Origin of the sequence: Stenotrophomonas sp. PvP093 (assembly GCF_017876915.1) — a bacterium.
In the GTDB taxonomy this organism is placed as follows: Bacteria; Pseudomonadota; Gammaproteobacteria; order Xanthomonadales; family Xanthomonadaceae; genus Stenotrophomonas; species Stenotrophomonas muris.
Map to the genome: position 1 here is coordinate 3599527 of NZ_JAGIOX010000004.1, position 14571 is coordinate 3614097.

15 protein-coding genes are annotated in these 14571 nt (G+C 67.9%); 11 read left to right on the forward strand and 4 right to left on the reverse strand.

Annotated elements, in window-relative coordinates; translation table 11 throughout:
• Positions 1 to 55 precede the first annotated feature (55 nt).
• A complete protein-coding gene (locus J3A72_RS19395; protein ID WP_075076573.1) occupies positions 56 to 2650 on the reverse strand; it encodes a bifunctional aspartate kinase/diaminopimelate decarboxylase in 2595 nt (864 codons plus the stop codon).
• A 75-nt stretch (positions 2651 to 2725) separates the two neighbouring features.
• Between J3A72_RS19395 and J3A72_RS19400 the strand changes: the two genes are divergently transcribed.
• Together J3A72_RS19400 and J3A72_RS19405 are read left to right on the forward strand one after the other, a co-directional pair.
• Positions 2726 to 3598: a PhzF family phenazine biosynthesis protein gene (locus J3A72_RS19400; RefSeq protein ID WP_075076574.1), complete on the forward strand. Its 873-nt coding sequence runs from the start codon at positions 2726 to 2728 to the stop codon at positions 3596 to 3598.
• A 130-nt stretch (positions 3599 to 3728) separates the two neighbouring features.
• Positions 3729 to 4607, forward strand: a complete 879-nt coding sequence (locus J3A72_RS19405) for a PhzF family phenazine biosynthesis protein (protein ID WP_075077034.1) — start codon at positions 3729 to 3731, stop codon at positions 4605 to 4607.
• A 166-nt stretch (positions 4608 to 4773) separates the two neighbouring features.
• On the opposite strand, the gene J3A72_RS19410 is transcribed toward J3A72_RS19405, so the two are convergent.
• Positions 4774 to 5205 carry an OsmC family protein gene (locus J3A72_RS19410; protein WP_014646276.1) on the reverse strand — a complete coding sequence of 144 codons (432 nt, stop codon included), beginning with the start codon at positions 5203 to 5205 and terminating at the stop codon, positions 4774 to 4776.
• A 371-nt stretch (positions 5206 to 5576) separates the two neighbouring features.
• Between J3A72_RS19410 and J3A72_RS19415 the strand changes: the two genes are divergently transcribed.
• The 4 genes from J3A72_RS19415 (at position 5577) to J3A72_RS19430 (ending at position 7808) form a co-directional block, all read left to right on the forward strand.
• The gene (locus J3A72_RS19415; RefSeq protein ID WP_010483539.1) at positions 5577 to 5975 is read left to right on the forward strand and encodes an HU family DNA-binding protein; all 399 of its coding nucleotides are present in this window, start codon (positions 5577 to 5579) and stop codon (positions 5973 to 5975) included.
• A gap of 255 nt (positions 5976 to 6230) precedes the next feature.
• Positions 6231 to 6539: a DUF3861 family protein gene (locus tag J3A72_RS19420; RefSeq protein ID WP_075077033.1), complete on the forward strand. Its 309-nt coding sequence runs from the start codon at positions 6231 to 6233 to the stop codon at positions 6537 to 6539.
• A gap of 56 nt (positions 6540 to 6595) precedes the next feature.
• Complete coding sequence (locus J3A72_RS19425) at positions 6596 to 7129, forward strand: hypothetical protein (RefSeq protein WP_032957813.1); 534 nt, start codon at positions 6596 to 6598, stop codon at positions 7127 to 7129.
• An 82-nt stretch (positions 7130 to 7211) separates the two neighbouring features.
• Positions 7212 to 7808, forward strand: a complete 597-nt coding sequence (locus J3A72_RS19430) for a DUF1439 domain-containing protein (protein WP_075077032.1) — start codon at positions 7212 to 7214, stop codon at positions 7806 to 7808.
• A gap of 72 nt (positions 7809 to 7880) precedes the next feature.
• On the opposite strand, the gene J3A72_RS19435 is transcribed toward J3A72_RS19430, so the two are convergent.
• Complete coding sequence (locus J3A72_RS19435) at positions 7881 to 8423, reverse strand: type 1 glutamine amidotransferase domain-containing protein (RefSeq protein WP_032957815.1); 543 nt, start codon at positions 8421 to 8423, stop codon at positions 7881 to 7883.
• A gap of 162 nt (positions 8424 to 8585) precedes the next feature.
• On the reverse strand, positions 8586 to 9053 hold the full coding sequence (locus J3A72_RS19440) for an SET domain-containing protein-lysine N-methyltransferase (protein ID WP_012479369.1): 468 nt from the start codon (positions 9051 to 9053) through the stop codon (positions 8586 to 8588).
• Between the two features lie 209 nt (positions 9054 to 9262).
• Here J3A72_RS19440 and J3A72_RS19445 point away from each other — a divergent pair, with 209 nt between their 5' ends.
• The 5 genes from J3A72_RS19445 to J3A72_RS19465 all read left to right on the forward strand — a co-directional run bounded on the left by J3A72_RS19445 (position 9263) and on the right by J3A72_RS19465 (position 14564).
• Positions 9263 to 9718, forward strand: coding sequence for an SUF system Fe-S cluster assembly regulator (locus tag J3A72_RS19445; RefSeq protein ID WP_075077031.1), 456 nt, complete (start codon positions 9263 to 9265; stop codon positions 9716 to 9718).
• 16 nt (positions 9719 to 9734) lie between these two features.
• Positions 9735 to 11210, forward strand: a complete 1476-nt coding sequence (gene sufB / locus J3A72_RS19450; RefSeq protein WP_014646271.1) for a Fe-S cluster assembly protein SufB — start codon at positions 9735 to 9737, stop codon at positions 11208 to 11210.
• A gap of 74 nt (positions 11211 to 11284) precedes the next feature.
• Positions 11285 to 12049, forward strand: a complete 765-nt coding sequence (sufC, locus tag J3A72_RS19455; protein ID WP_032957818.1) for a Fe-S cluster assembly ATPase SufC — start codon at positions 11285 to 11287, stop codon at positions 12047 to 12049.
• On the forward strand, positions 12049 to 13311 hold the full coding sequence (sufD, locus tag J3A72_RS19460; protein WP_075077030.1) for a Fe-S cluster assembly protein SufD: 1263 nt from the start codon (positions 12049 to 12051) through the stop codon (positions 13309 to 13311). The genes sufC and sufD overlap by 1 nt, the downstream gene beginning before the upstream one ends.
• Positions 13308 to 14564, forward strand: a complete 1257-nt coding sequence (locus tag J3A72_RS19465; protein WP_075077029.1) for a cysteine desulfurase — start codon at positions 13308 to 13310, stop codon at positions 14562 to 14564. Before sufD ends, J3A72_RS19465 begins: the two co-directional genes overlap by 4 nt.
• Positions 14565 to 14571: the final 7 nt, after the last annotated feature.

Consider the following 14571-nt stretch of genomic DNA (forward strand, 5'->3'; position numbering starts at 1 on the left):
GCCCGCGCGATGGCGCGGGGCGTGTCGGTGGGCGGGTGCAGGGCGCGCGCGGTGGTCATTCGATCACGTCTTCGCGCGGCAGCATCCGCTGGTTGTAGGTGTTGGCCATCACATAGCCGTACGCGCCGGCGTCGGCGATCAGCATCACGTCGTCCGGCGCAGTTGACACCGGCAGCTTGCGGCGCTTGCCGAACACATCGCTGGATTCGCAGATCGGGCCGACCACATCGAACGCCGCTTCGGCATAACCACCCTGGCGGCTGAGATTCTCGATGTCGTGCCAGGCGTCGTACAGGGCCGGGCGCATCAGCGTGTTCATGCCGGCATCCAGGCCCACGCGGCGCACGCCGTCCTTTTCCACCACCTGGGTGGCATGGGTCAGCAGCACGCCCGATTCGGCCACCAGGTAGCGGCCCGGCTCGATCGCCAGGCGGAATGCCGGGTGCAGCGCCTTGACCTCGGCCAGGCCCTCGGCCCAGGCGTCCAGGTCGAACGGCTCGTCTTCGTCGCTGTACGGAATCGGCAGGCCGCCACCGATGTCGATGGTGTGCACGCTGCCGATGCGGCGGGCGAAGCCGGCCAGCTCATCGCACATCAGGCGCCAGTGCTGCGCGGTTTCCACGCCACTGCCCAGGTGCGCATGCAGGCCGACCACGCGGCTGCCCAGCTCGGAGGCCGCGCGCACGAACTCGTCCACGCGGGCGATCGGCAGGCCGAACTTGGACTCCTTGCCGCCGGTGCGGACCTTGGCATGGTGGCCTTCGCCACGCCCCAGGTCGACGCGCAGCCACAGCTCGCGGTTGCGGAACAGGTCCGGCCAGCGTTGCAGCGCTTCGACGTTGTCGACGGTGACGGTCACGCCAAGGGCGAACGCCGCCTCGTACTCGCTGCGCGGGCAGAAGCTGGGAGTGAACAGCACGCGCCGCGGCGACAGCTCCGGCAGGTGCTGGAACACATGCTTCAGCTCGCCGTACGAGACGCACTCCAGCCCGAAGCCCTCGGCTTCCAGCAGCTGCAGGATGGCCGGGTGGCTGTTGGCCTTGATCGCGTAGTAACGCTGGTCGATCGGCTTGATCGCGGCCAGCGCGCGGGCGCGGGCGCGCACCGTCGGCAGGTGGTAGACATAGCGCGGCGTACCGGCATCGGCCAGCTGCAGCAGGTGCGCACGCTGGCCGCGCCACCACGGCGTGCCGCGCGGGCGCACGGTGCCGGCAATCTCGCGCCAGCGCGGGCCGAACACTTCGGTTTCTTCCACCGGCATCGCACCGCTGTCGATCAGCTCGGCATGCAGGATCGGCAGCAGGCCATCGGCATCGGCCTCGTCGATGACGAAGGTCAGGTTCAGGTCGTTGGACGACTGCGAAATCATGTGCACGCGCTCGCGGCCGAAGGTGGCCCACACGTCCGACAGCTTGTGCAGCAGAGAACGCATGCCACGGCCGACCAGGGTGATCGCCGCGCACGGCACGATCACCTTCACCTTGCAGATCTGCGACAGGTCGGCCGACAGCGCGGCCAGCACATCGGTGTTGACCAGGTTCTCGGACGGGTCCAGCGACACGGTGACGTTGGTCTCGGCCGAACCGATCAGGTCCACCGACAGGCCATGCTTCTTGAACAGGTTGAACACATCGGCCAGGAAGCCGACCTGCTGCCACATGCCGATGCCTTCCATCGACACCAGCACGATGCCGTTGCGGCGGCTGATCGCCTTGACGCCTGGTACCGGTGCAGCACTGCCGTCAATGCTGGTGCCCGGCAGTTCCGGACGCTCGGTATCGAGGATGGCCATCGGCACGCCTGCATCGCGGCACGGCTTGATCGAGCGCGGATGCAGCACCTTGGCACCAGTGGTGGCGATTTCCTGCGCCTCGTAGTAGTCCAGGCGGGTCAGCAGGCGCGCGTCCGGCACATCCTTCGGGTTGGCACTGAACATGCCCGGCACATCGGTCCAGATTTCCACGCGGCTGGCGCCGAGCAGCGCGCCGAAGTACGCCGCCGAGGTATCCGAGCCACCACGGCCGAGGATGGCGGTACCGCCATCGGCATGCCGCGAGATGAAACCCTGGGTGATCAGCAGGCGGGTCGGCTGCGCGCGGAAGCGCTGCATCCACTCCGCGTCGGCACGCCACTGGCAGTTCACCGACAGGCGCTGTGACCAGTCGCTCTGGTTCGGCTGCGGCGGCATTGCGTCCAGCCACTGGCGGGCATCCATCCAGCCCATGTCCAGGCCCGAGGCCTGCAGGTAGGCCGCGCCCAGCGTGGACGACAACAGTTCGCCCTGGCCCAGCACTTCGGCCTGCCACTGCAGCGGACGGGTGGCCGCACGCGGGTCGTCGAGCAGGCCCTGCAGTGCCGCCAGGCGCTCGGCCAGTACTTCGCAGCCCAGGCCCAGTTCGGCCAGGAAGCCTTCATGGCGTTCGACCAGCGCGGCCACGCGATCACGGCTGTCCGGCGCGCCATCGGCGATCGCGGTCAGCTCGTTGGTGACCCCGGACAGCGCCGACACCACCACCAGCACGCGCGAGCCGGTCTCTTCCGCGCGTTTTTTCGCCAGCTTCCCGATCGTGTCCCAGCGGTGACGACGCGACACCGAGGTGCCGCCGAACTTCAGTACGATCCAACGATCGACAAGGGGGGAAGCTGACATGGATTGGCTATGTAGAATGTGGGGAAGCCGCCCTCGGGGGCGGAACCTTTGATTCTAAGCGCAATATCCCCGTAGATGGCCCTCCTCCGTTACCTGCAGCTCGATGTCTTCGCCTCCCGCCCCGGAACCGGGAATCCACTGGGTGCCCTGCTGGACGCCGATGCGCTCTCCGGCGAGCAGATGCAGGCCCTGGCCGCCTGGCTGAACCTGTCCGAGACGGTGTTCTTCCTGCGCCCCAGCGCGCCCGGCGCCGACTACCACATCCGCATCTTCACCCCGACCCGAGAGCTGGCGTTCGCCGGCCACCCGAGCGTCGGCGCGGCCTGGGCGGCGGTGAGCTGCGGCCTGGCCCAGCCTCGCGACGGCGCCCTGCTGCAGCAGTGCGCGGCGGGGGTGCTGCCCGTGCGGGTGAGCGGCCCGGCCGAGGCACTCCAGATCCAGCTGGCCAGCCCACCGGCGCGGCAACTGGCGACTGGCGCAGATGTGGCACCCGAAACACTGCTGGCCCTCGCCGCCAACGGGCACGTGCCCGAACTCTGGGACAACGGCGCGCGCTGGTGGCTGCTGCCGCTGCGCGATGCCGCCGCTGTGCGCGGCCTGGCGCCGGACATGGCCGCCCTGCGCGACTGGAGCCTTGCCACCGAGGCCACCGGCGTGGCCGTATTCGCCGACGAAGCCGGTACCGACCACACCCGTGTGGTGCGCACATTCTGCCCCGCCGATGCGGCCAGCGTGCCGGAAGATCCGGTCACCGGCAGCGCCAATGCCCTGATCGCTGCCTGGCTGCGGCAGCGCAACGCCCTGCCCGGCCGCGAGGGCCACTACGTGGCCAGCCAGGGCCGCGAAGTCGGCCGCGATGGCCACGTGCAGGTGCAGGTCGACGCGCAGGGCACGGTCTGGATCGGCGGCCAGGTGCAGCCGGTCATCGACGGCCACCTTCGCTGGTAGCGCACGAAAAAAGGGGACGGAGGGAATTAAGTCGCTTATCGCACTTGGGGCACAAGCGACTTAATTCCCTCCGTCCCCTTTTTTGTGCCCCGCGCTACGCTATGCCGCCTGTTTACTGGAGTCCTGCCTGATGTCCACCCGCCGTTTCCTGCAGCTGGATGTGTTCTCCCCGCGCGCCGGTGCCGGCAATCCGCTGGCCGTGGTGCTTGATGCCGAAGGCCTGGACGATGCCAGCATGCAGGCCATTGCGCGCTGGACGCGCCTACCCGAGACCACCTTCGTGTTCCCGCCGCAGGTCGCAGGCGCCAGCTACCGGCTGCGCATGTTCAGCCCGCAGAAGGAGGTCCCGTTCGCCGGCCATCCCAGCGTCGGCACCGCGCATGCGGTGCTGCAGGCGGGCCTGGCCGCGCCAGTCGACGGCGTGCTCGTGCAGGACGGCATTGCCGGTGCGCTGCCGCTGCGCGTGAACGGCGAGGGCGCGCAGCAGCGCATTGCCATCCGCACCCCGCGCGCGCAGCTGGCGGAGATCGCCGAGGCCACCGACCCGCGCCTGCAGGCGGCGCTGAAGGATTGGCCGCTGGGCTCGCTGCCGCCGGCGCGCATGCAGGGCGGGCGCAGCTGGTGGGTGGTGCAGGTGGCCGATGAAGCGGCACTGCGCGCACTGCGCCCGGACTGGGACGCGGTCGCGGCTCTGGCCGAATCCACCGACAGCATGGGCGTGTTTGCCTACGCCTTCAGCGATGGCGGCGAAGGCTTCGATCTGGCGGTGCGCGCCTTTGTCGGCAATGGCCGCCGCTTCGAGGACGCCGCCTCCGGTGCTGCCAATGCGGTGCTGGCCGCATGGCTGGACCTGCGCGATGCGCTGCCGCGGGGCCGTGAATCGTTCGAAGTCAGCCAGGGCCGCGAAGTCGGCCACGACGCGCGCCTGACCCTGCGCGTCGATGAAGACGGCGAGGTCTGGTCGGGCGGGCAGGTGCAGACGGTGATTACCGGCACCCTTGATTGGTGATCGCGCTGGCGGGTGGTAGAGCCGAAGGCAGCGGCAGGAGCCGCTGCCAACGTCGGACGCGACGGCCCGGAGGGTGGCGGCCAGGAAGGCCGCCATAACGCTGGCCGGCTGCTACATGGACCCCGGCATCATGCGGTTGCCGGCCCGCGGCCGGCACTACCGTGGCTCAGCCCAGTTCGGCTTCCAGGCTGATCGGCACCGCGCTCAGCGCCTTGGACACCGGGCAGTTCTGCTTGGCGTCATCGGCAATGGCACGGAACTGTGCGGCGTCGATACCCGGCACCACGGCCTTCACCTTCAACCGGATCTGCGACAGCTGCGGCCCGCCCTCCAGGGACAGATCGACCTTGGCCTCGGTGTCCAGCGAGGTCGGGGTGAAGCCGGCCTCACCAAGCTTGGCCGACAGCGCCATGGTGAAACAGCCGGCGTGCGCGGCGGCGATCAGCTCCTCCGGATTGGTGCCCTTCTCGTCGCCGAAGCGGCTGTTGAAGCCGTAGCGGGTCTTGTCCAGCAGCCCGCTCTGCGGCGTGCTCAGCTGTCCCTTGCCCGACTTCAGATCGCCTTCCCAGTGCGCGGTGGCGTGTCGCGAGATTCCCATGTGCTGCTCCTGCGTGGCGGTGATGAACGGCCACTCTCGCACGGGACGCGTTAGCCCTGCGTCGCTCCGCCGCATGCCGCACGTCCGCCGGACATCGGACAGCTGGTCACTTCTTCGCCAGACCGACGTGGACTTTTCCCTTGTTTTCAGTGGTTTCGCACATTCCAGCAACGGGCAGGCAGCAGCCATCGCGCACGCTGCAGCGCCCCCGCCCCCCACCGCCGGCCATGTACTGAATCGGCCTGGATATGAAAAAACATGCACTTTCCGCGCTTCGGGCTATTGGCGGCGCCCGAGAGTTGCCCTACATTGCGCTTGCCGACGGGGTTCGGCGCCGACCACACAACCAACCGTTCACGGAACAGGAAACCATGGCAAAGACCGCTAAGAAGGCTGCCCCGAAGAAGGCAGTGAAGAAAGTCGCGACGAAGGCAGCCGCCAAGCCGGCCGCTCCGAAGCCGATCAAGGAAGTGCTGACCAAGTCCGGCCTGGTTGCACACATCGCTGAAGCCTCCGGCGTCATCGCCAAGGACGTCCGCGCTGTGCTGGCCTCGCTGGAAAGCGCCGTCGCCTCCTCGGTGCACAAGAAGGGCGCTGGCTCGTTCACCCTGCCGGGCCTGCTGAAGATCACCACCGTCAATGTGCCGGCCAAGCCGAAGCGCAAGGGCATCAACCCGTTCACCAAGGAAGAGCAGTGGTTCGCTGCCAAGCCGGCCACCACCAAGCTGAAGGTGCGTCCGCTGAAGAAGCTGAAGGACGCCGCGCTGTAAGCGCGCGCCCCAACGCGGATTCCGACGGGACGGCTCTGGCCGTCCCGTTTTTTTTTGTCCGCACCACACCCCGCAACACAGCGTTGCCGCGGCCCCGGCAATCCCCGTACAGGCCCGCCAGCATTGGCTGCCGGTGCTCCGCAAAGGGCGCGGAACGTACCGGGTGGAACACTGCGTGCAGCGCCGGCCGTCGCCGCCAGCCGTGGCCTTGCCTATGGTGGGCACATCCTCCACAGCTACGGCGAGCACACCCTCATGGCCAGCCCCTCCACCCGCTACCGCATCTCGGTAACCCCGATCGAAAAGGACGGGCTGCAGTGCACCGGGCGCTGCACCATCGAACTGGAACACCGCGCCGGCCGCGACCTGATGCGCCTGCTGGAAGCGGCCCCGCGTACCGCCGGCATCAGTGGCGACGAGCGCGCGACCCTGGTGATCGCCACCCAGCTGCTGCGCGACATCGTGCAACGCCACGCCGAGACCGACGGCCACGCACTGGCCGCCATCGCCGCTCAGGTCCTGCCGGCGCTGGACGCGCTGGAGCAGCTGCCCTCCTCCCGCTGATAGCGGCGCAACCGATACACTGCCGCCCTCCAGGTTGCCTCGGGGAGGAGGCGGGCATGCGCAGGATCCTGTTCCTGATCGCACCACTGGTGCTGCTGGGTTGTTCACGCCCGGCGGCACAGACGAATGATCACATCACGGCAGCGTCCGCTCCCGTCGCCGCAGCAGCGGACACCGGTACCGGCCCCGGCCCCGCAGCATTGCAGGCGAGCGATATGACGCTGCTGTCCGCCGTCGACGACGGCGCAGAGCCGCCGTCGACGATGCTCAACCGCTACGTCGCCGCACTGCTCAACCGCGACCGCGCCGCCAGCGATGCTGCCTGGACGATCCCACCCGGCGACCCGCGGCATGCAGACGACGCCGCGCTGCGGCAGCTGCAGGACCTGCGCACGCTGCGCCTGCACAGCGATACTCCGATCGCCCGAGATGACCGGCAGCCACCGCGGCTGCTTGAAGTCCCTGTGCAGATCCGTGCGGTCACCGCCAATGGCACGTTCCGCTTCGGCGGCTGGTACCGCGTGCAGCCCAGCAGCGACGGCAGCGCCTGGCAGATCCAGTCGGCACAGCTGCGTCCAACGCTGGACTGAACCGTTGCAGCGGCATGCACGCGCGATTCAGCCTGCGCGGCTACTCTTTGATCCATCCATCTGCTTTCCACCGGTCACCGACATGCGCCTGCGTTCCCTGATGACCCGCCTCGCGGCCTCCACCGTGCTGATCGCCGCTGCGATCGGTGCTCAGGCGGCTCCCTCCATTTCCGGCCGCGAACTGTCGGTGGGCGCCAGCGACGTGCAGCAGTACCTCGATGGCAGCTTCCCGCGCACCCAGGACGCCCTCGGCGGCCTGATCGCCCTGACCATGAGCCATCCGCAGCTGAGCCTTCCGGCCGGCGAACGGTTGACCCTGGGCATGGACGTCGCGCTGGCCACCGCCGGCGGCAACCCGGCCCGACTGGGCACGGTGAAGCTCAGCAGCGGCCTGCGCTACGACGCGCAGACCCAGGGCTTTCACCTGCAGCAGCCGAGCGTGGATGACTTCACCCCGGCCAACCAGGGCGGCCGCCTCGACTCGCGCACCCGTGGCCTGCTCAATGCGTGGCTGAGCGACTACGCCCAGCGCGAACCGATCTACAAGCTGGACCCGGCCGTGGCCGGGGTGCTCGGCGCCCTGCAGGTGCAGTCGGCACAGGTGAAGAACGGCAAGCTGGTGGTCACTTTCAACCAGAACCTGGGCAACCTGGTACCGGCAGGCCTGCTGGGCAAATGAGGTGGTGCCGGCCGCTGGCCGGCAGCACGTCACTGCATCTGCCGGCCAGCGGCCGGCACTACCGGTAGCGCATCAGGCGGCAAGCGCTTTTACCACCGCCTCGCTGAAAGCCGGAATGTCATCCGGCTTGCGGCTGGTGATGACGTTGCCGTCGACCACCACCTCGGCATCGCGCCATGTCGCACCCGCGTTCGCCAGATCCTGCTGCAGGGAAGGCCAGGAGGTCAGCTCGCGGCCATCGGCCAGGCCGCTGTTGATCAGCAGCCACGGGCCATGGCAGATCGCCGCCACGGGCTTGCCGGCTTCATCCACTGAACGGATGAAGGCCAGTACGGCATCATCGGTGCGCAGTGTGTCCGGATTGATGACCCCGCCGGGCAGAACCACCGCATCGAAGCGTGCAGGATCGGCCTCATCCAACGGGATATCCACCGCGACGGCGTCGCCCCAGTTCTTCTCCTTCCAGCCCTTGATCGTCGCTTCCTTTGCGGGCGAGACCACGCTGACGCGCGCCCCTTCCGCTTCCAGCAAACGCTTGGGTTCGATCAGTTCAGACTGTTCGAAGCCGTGGGTGGCAAGGATGGCAATCTGCTTGCCCTTCAATCGCTCTGCCATGGAGGCACTCCGGTTGGGGGAGCCCACAGAATGGAAGAACGGCCCTTGCGCGGCGGTGACCCTGTCGTGCACGGCAGGTGGAGAGCCGCCGGGTGGTGCCGGCCGCTGGCCGGCACCTGGATTGCGCCTTGCCGGCCAGCGGCCGGCACTACCCGGTACCGATCAGCGCTTGGGCTGCAGCATCGTGCCGGTGCACTTGGGCGAGCCGCAACGGCACTCCCAGATCTTCTTCAGCTTGGCGGTGTGGCGCTCGGCCAGGGTGATGCCGTAGTTGTAGGTCAGCTCCTCGCCGGCCTTGATATCACGCAGTGCCTCGATGAACACCTTGTCGCCCCGGCTGTCGCCGTCCTCGTCCTCCTCGATCACCGCCTCGCAGTTCGGGTCGCAGCTGTGGTTTATCCAGCGCGCGTCGTTGCCCTTGTAGTTGGCGTCGATCACCCAGTCATCGTTGAGGGTGAACAGGAAGGTATGGCCACTTTCGACGTCGCCGCTGTCATCGGCATCAACGTCGCCGTGGCTGCGCAGCAGGCCCTTGTACTGGATCACGCGCTCGCCCTGCTTGATCGGGGCCACGGCGAACACGCCGTTGCCATGGATGGCGGACTTGCGGGCTTGGATCTTCTTCGGCATCGGCGCGGGCTGTTTGCAGCGAATGGAATGGGGATTCTCGCCCATTCCGGGTGATTGCGAAAATCACCCCGTTGGCGCAGCATTGCGCCCCGGCAACGGCCGCGGTGTGTCCTCCCGGCCTGGCCCAAGCGCCGGCTGAATGCCCGGGTTGGATGGTGGCGAATAAAAGCGTACAATTTCAGTCCGCTTTAAGAACCACTCGCATCCCCATGTTGCGCGTCACCAAACTCACCGATTACGCCACCGTCGTGCTGACCGTGCTCGCCGCCCGTCCGGGCGAAGTGCTCAGTGCCACCGAGCTGGCCGAATTCACCGGTCTGGAGCCGCCCACCGTCAGCAAGGTGCTCAAGCCACTGGCCCAGGCCGGCCTGGTCGAAGGCCTGCGTGGCGTCCGTGGCGGCTACCGCCTGACCCGCCCGGCCATCGAGATCTCGTTGTTCGAAGTGGTCGAAGCGATGGAAGGGCCACTGGCCCTGACCGAATGCAGCCACGACCACAACCAGTGCGGCATGGCGCCCAAGTGCGGCGCGCGCAGCAGCTGGCGGCTGATCAACGACGTGGTCTCCGAGGCCCTGCGCGATGTCACCCTCGCGCAGATCCTGCCCCCTCTCCCCCTTGCCGATGACGAACAGCGCCGCACCATCGCTGTCGACGTCGTCTCCTGATTCGTAGGCAGCCCCCATGGCCACCGAAACCATCGAAAACGTCGCCCACGACGACACCCCCAACCGCGAGATCCACGAGCAGCTCGGCCGCAAGTATTCGGCCGGCTTCATCACCGAGATCGAGTCGGACTCCCTGCCGCCGGGCCTGGACGAGGACACCATCCGTGCCCTGTCGGCCAAGAAGGACGAGCCGGAGTGGATGACGCAGTGGCGCCTGGATGCCTACCGCCACTTCCTGACCCTGCCGATGCCGGACTGGGCCAAGCTGGAGATCGCGCCGATCGACCTGCAGGCGCTCAGCTACTACTCCGCGCCGAAGGGCCCGAAGTACGCCTCGCTGGATGATGTGCCGAAGGAACTGCTCGACACCTACGACAAGCTGGGCGTGCCGCTGCACGAGCGCGCCAAGCTGGCCGGCGTGGCGGTGGATGCGGTGTTCGACTCGGTATCCGTGGGCACCACCTTCCGCAAGGAACTGGCCGAGAAGGGCGTGATCTTCTGCTCGATGTCCGAGGCCATCAAGGAACACCCGGCGCTGGTGCGCCAGTACCTGGGCACCGTGGTGCCGGTCGGTGACAACTACTTCGCCGCGCTCAACTCGGCGGTGTTCTCCGACGGCAGCTTCGTGTTCATTCCCAAGGGCGTGCGCTGCCCGATGGAACTGAGCACCTATTTCCGCATCAACGCCGGCCACACCGGCCAGTTCGAGCGCACCCTGATCGTGTGCGAGGACAAGGCCTACGTCTCCTACCTGGAAGGCTGCACCGCGCCGATGCGCGATGAGAACCAGCTGCACGCCGCGGTGGTCGAGCTGGTCGCGCTGGAAGATGCGGAGATCAAGTACTCCACGGTGCAGAACTGGTACCCGGGCGACGAGAACGGCGTCGGTGGCATCTACAACTTCGTGACCAAGCGTGCCGAATGCCGTGGCGCGCGCAGCAAGGTCACCTGGACCCAGGTCGAGACCGGCTCGGCGATCACCTGGAAGTACCCGTCCTGCGTGCTGCTGGGCGACGATTCGGTCGGTGAGTTCCACTCGGTCGCGCTGACCCATCACCGCCAGCAGGCCGACACCGGCACCAAGATGATCCATGTCGGCAAGCGCACCAAGAGCAAGATCGTCAGCAAGGGCATCAGCGCCGGCCGTGGCCAGAACACCTACCGCGGCCTGGTGCGGGTGGACCGCAACGCCGAGGGCGCGCGCAACTACACCCAGTGCGACTCGCTGCTGATCGGCAAGCAGTGCGGCGCGCACACCTTCCCCTACATCGAGGTGAAGAACCCGGGCGCCACCGTCGAGCACGAGGCGACCACTTCCAAGATCTCCGATGACCAGCTGTTCTACTGCCGCGCCCGTGGCATCAGCCAGGAAGACGCGGTGTCGATGATCGTCGACGGCTTCTGCAAGCAGGTGTTCCGCGAACTGCCGATGGAGTTCGCGGTGGAAGCCAAGAAGCTGCTGGAAGTCTCGCTGGAAGGTTCGGTGGGCTGACCGCCCGCCCCTGCCCCTCGCAAACGCATTCTCTTTACCGGCGGGCCCTGGCCCGCCCCACGGAAACCCCCACCATGCTGAAGATCGAAAACCTCCACGCCCGCATCGGCGACAAGGAAATCCTCAAGGGCCTGTCGCTGGATGTGAAGCCCGGCCAGGTGCACGCCATCATGGGCCCGAACGGCGCCGGCAAGTCCACCCTGGGCAACGTCCTGGCCGGCCGCGACGGCTACGAAGTGACCGAAGGCAGCGTGCAGTTCGACGGCGTCGACCTGCTGGAGCAGGACCCGGAAGCACGTGCCGCCGCGGGCCTGTTCCTGGCGTTCCAGTACCCGGTGGAAATCCCGGGCGTGAACAATACCTACTTCCTGCGCGCGGCACTGAACGCCCAGCGCAAGGCGCGCGGCGAAGAAGAACTCGATTCCATGCAGTTCCTCAAGCTGGTGCGGCAGAAGCTGGCCGTGCTGCACCTGAAGGACGAACTGCTGCACCGTGGCGTCAACGAAGGCTTCTCCGGCGGCGAGAAGAAGCGCAACGAGATCTTCCAGCTGGCCGTGCTGGAACCGAAGCTGGCGATCCTGGACGAGACCGACTCGGGCCTGGACATCGACGCGCTGAAGAGCGTGGCCGACGGCGTCAACGCACTGCGCGGCGCCGACCGTTCGTTCCTGGTCATCACCCACTACCAGCGCCTGCTGGACTACATCAAGCCGGACGTCGTGCACGTGCTGGCCGATGGTCGCATCGTCAAGAGCGGCGGCCCCGAGCTGGCGCTGGAGCTGGAAGCGCACGGCTATGATTTCCTGAAGGACCGGGTCGTGCCCGAGGCGGCGGTCTGATGAGCGCCCTGCTTGACTCCATGGCCCAGGCCTTCTGTGGCAGCGATGCGCGCCGCGAAGTGCTGGATGCGGCCCTGCGCGACGGCCTGCCCGCCGCCCGCAATGAAGCCTGGAAGTACACCTCGCTGCGCCAGCTGGAACGCCGTGCGTTCGCTGCAGCGCCACTGCAGGGCCCGGCGCTGGACGCCGCGCTGCTGGACGACATCCCGGCGCCGCGCCTGGTGTTCGTCAACGGCCGCCTGGATGCCACGCTGAGCGATGTGCAGGCCCTGCCGTCCGGCGTGCAGCTGCAGCCGCTGTCGGCCGCGCTGGCCGCTGGCGAAGACGCCGTGCGTTTCCTTGGCCGTCGCTACGAGCGCAGCGAAGAGATCTTCGCCCGGCTCAACGCCGCACTGGCCGATGAAGGCGTCGTGCTGCGCGTGGATGAAGGCGTGCAGGTCGAAACGCCGCTGCAGCTGGTATTCGCCAGCGTCGCCGGCGAAGCCGACCTGGCCTGGCACCATCGCCACCTGATCGAACTGCGCGCCGGCGCCAGCCTGGGCGTGGTCGAGCACCGCTTCAGCGTGGGTGACTCCGCCCACCTGGACAACACCGTGCTGCATGCCCACGTCGCCCGCGATGGCGTACTCAAGCACGCCCGCGTGCAGGCCGGCAGCGCCCGCCAGACCAGCTTCCTGCGTACCGACGCGGTGCTGGCCCGCGACGCGCAGTACCACCGCGTGGACCTGGAACTGGGCGCCGCGCTCAGCCGCCACGAACTGAACGTGCGCTTGGAAGGCGACAACGCCCGGCTGACCGCCAACGGCGTGCTGCTCGGCAATGGCCGCCGCCACGTCGAGACCCGCCTGGGCATCGACCACATCGCGCGCGATACCGCCTGCGAGCTGCTGTGGCGCGGCGTTGCCGCCAACCGCAGCCGCGTGGTGTTCCATGGCGGCATCCAGATCCGCGGAGGCGCCGACGGCACCGACGCGAACCTGTCCAACAAGAACCTGCTGCTGTCGGCCGATGCCGAGATCGACACCCAGCCGACGCTGGTGATCGACGCCGATGAAGTGAAGGCCGCGCACGGCGCGACCGTCGGCCAGCTCGATGCCAATGCGCTGTTCTACCTGCGCTCGCGTGGCCTGCCCCAGGTCCAGGCGCAGGCACTGCTGAGCGCTGCGTTCTGCCATGAACCGCTGAAGATCCTGCCGGACGCGTTGCGCGAGCAGCTGGCACGCCGCCTGGACAAGGCCCTGGCCGAGGCGGGTGTGGCATGAACCTGTCCACGCCACGCCCGATCGAAGAACGCACCGGCGCCCCGGACTGGGATCGCGTCCGCCTCGACTTCCCGCTGCTGATGCGTGAAGTGCACGGCAAGCCGCTGGTCTATTTCGACAACGCCAACACCGGCCAGAAGCCGGTACAGGTGATCGGCGCGGTGGATGAGTTCTACCGCCGCTACAACGCCAACGTCAGCCGCGCGGTGCATGCACTGGGCAGCGAAGCGACCGACGCCTACGAAGGCGCACGCAACAAGCTGGCACGCTTCCTCAACGTGCGCGCCAGCGACCTGGTGCTGTGCAGCGGCACCACCTTCGCCATCAACCTGGTGGCCTACTCGTGGGCGCTGCCGCGATTGAAGGCCGGCGACGTGATCCTGATCACGCGCATGGAACACCATGCCAACATCGTGCCGTGGCAGCTGGTCGCGCAACGTACCGGCGCCACCATCCGCGTGGCCGAGATCACGCCCGATGGCGCGCTGGACCTGGATGCGCTGCGCGCGGCGATGACCCCGGAGGTCAAGCTGCTGGCGGTCACCCATGTCTCCAACGTGCTGGGCACGGTCAATCCGGTGCGCGAGATCTGCCGTGAAGCGCGCAAGCGCGGCATCATCACCGTGGTCGATGGCTCGCAGGCGGTGCCGCACCGCAAGGTCGACGTCGCCGCGATCGGCTGCGACTTCTACGCCATCACCGGCCACAAGATGTGCGGTCCGACCGGCACTGGTGCGCTGTGGGCGCGCCGCGAGCACCTGGACGGGATGCCGCCGTTCCTCGGCGGCGGCGAGATGATCAAGGAAGTCAGCTTCGACGGCACCGTGTTCAACGATGCCCCGCACAAGTTCGAAGCCGGCACCCCGAACATCGCCGGTTTCATCGGCCTGGGCGTGGCCGCCGACTACCTGCAGCAGCTCGGCCAGGAGAACGTGGAAGCCCGCGAAGCCGAACTGCTGGCGCACTTCACCGAGGAGCTGCGCCGCGTCGACGGCCTGCGCATCATCGGCGAAGCGCCGGAGAAGGCCGCCGTGGTCTCGTTCCTGATCGATGGCGCGCATGCGCACGATCTGGCCACCCTGCTCGACCTGGAAGGGGTGGCCGTGCGCTCGGGGCAGCACTGCGCACACCCGCTGCTGCAGTACTTCGGCGTCGCCGCCACCTGCCGTGCCTCGCTGGCGTTCTACAACACGCACGCCGAGATCGAGCGCTTCATGACCGCGCTGACCAAGGTACGCAAGCTTCTGGGCTGAGCCGGCA

What these genes read in the sequence shown, in the direction of transcription:
- J3A72_RS19395 (WP_075076573.1), bottom strand. Translation starts at nt 2,650, where the DNA reads ATGTCAGCTTCCCCCCTTGTCGATCGTTGGATCGTACTGAAGTTCGGC.
- J3A72_RS19400 (WP_075076574.1), top strand. Translation starts at nt 2,726, where the DNA reads ATGGCCCTCCTCCGTTACCTGCAGCTCGATGTCTTCGCCTCCCGCCCC.
- J3A72_RS19405 (WP_075077034.1), top strand. Translation starts at nt 3,729, where the DNA reads ATGTCCACCCGCCGTTTCCTGCAGCTGGATGTGTTCTCCCCGCGCGCC.
- J3A72_RS19410 (WP_014646276.1), bottom strand. Translation starts at nt 5,205, where the DNA reads ATGGGAATCTCGCGACACGCCACCGCGCACTGGGAAGGCGATCTGAAG.
- J3A72_RS19415 (WP_010483539.1), top strand. Translation starts at nt 5,577, where the DNA reads ATGGCAAAGACCGCTAAGAAGGCTGCCCCGAAGAAGGCAGTGAAGAAA.
- J3A72_RS19420 (WP_075077033.1), top strand. Translation starts at nt 6,231, where the DNA reads ATGGCCAGCCCCTCCACCCGCTACCGCATCTCGGTAACCCCGATCGAA.
- J3A72_RS19425 (WP_032957813.1), top strand. Translation starts at nt 6,596, where the DNA reads ATGCGCAGGATCCTGTTCCTGATCGCACCACTGGTGCTGCTGGGTTGT.
- J3A72_RS19430 (WP_075077032.1), top strand. Translation starts at nt 7,212, where the DNA reads ATGCGCCTGCGTTCCCTGATGACCCGCCTCGCGGCCTCCACCGTGCTG.
- J3A72_RS19435 (WP_032957815.1), bottom strand. Translation starts at nt 8,423, where the DNA reads ATGGCAGAGCGATTGAAGGGCAAGCAGATTGCCATCCTTGCCACCCAC.
- J3A72_RS19440 (WP_012479369.1), bottom strand. Translation starts at nt 9,053, where the DNA reads ATGCCGAAGAAGATCCAAGCCCGCAAGTCCGCCATCCATGGCAACGGC.
- J3A72_RS19445 (WP_075077031.1), top strand. Translation starts at nt 9,263, where the DNA reads ATGTTGCGCGTCACCAAACTCACCGATTACGCCACCGTCGTGCTGACC.
- sufB (WP_014646271.1), top strand. Translation starts at nt 9,735, where the DNA reads ATGGCCACCGAAACCATCGAAAACGTCGCCCACGACGACACCCCCAAC.
- sufC (WP_032957818.1), top strand. Translation starts at nt 11,285, where the DNA reads ATGCTGAAGATCGAAAACCTCCACGCCCGCATCGGCGACAAGGAAATC.
- sufD (WP_075077030.1), top strand. Translation starts at nt 12,049, where the DNA reads ATGAGCGCCCTGCTTGACTCCATGGCCCAGGCCTTCTGTGGCAGCGAT.
- J3A72_RS19465 (WP_075077029.1), top strand. Translation starts at nt 13,308, where the DNA reads ATGAACCTGTCCACGCCACGCCCGATCGAAGAACGCACCGGCGCCCCG.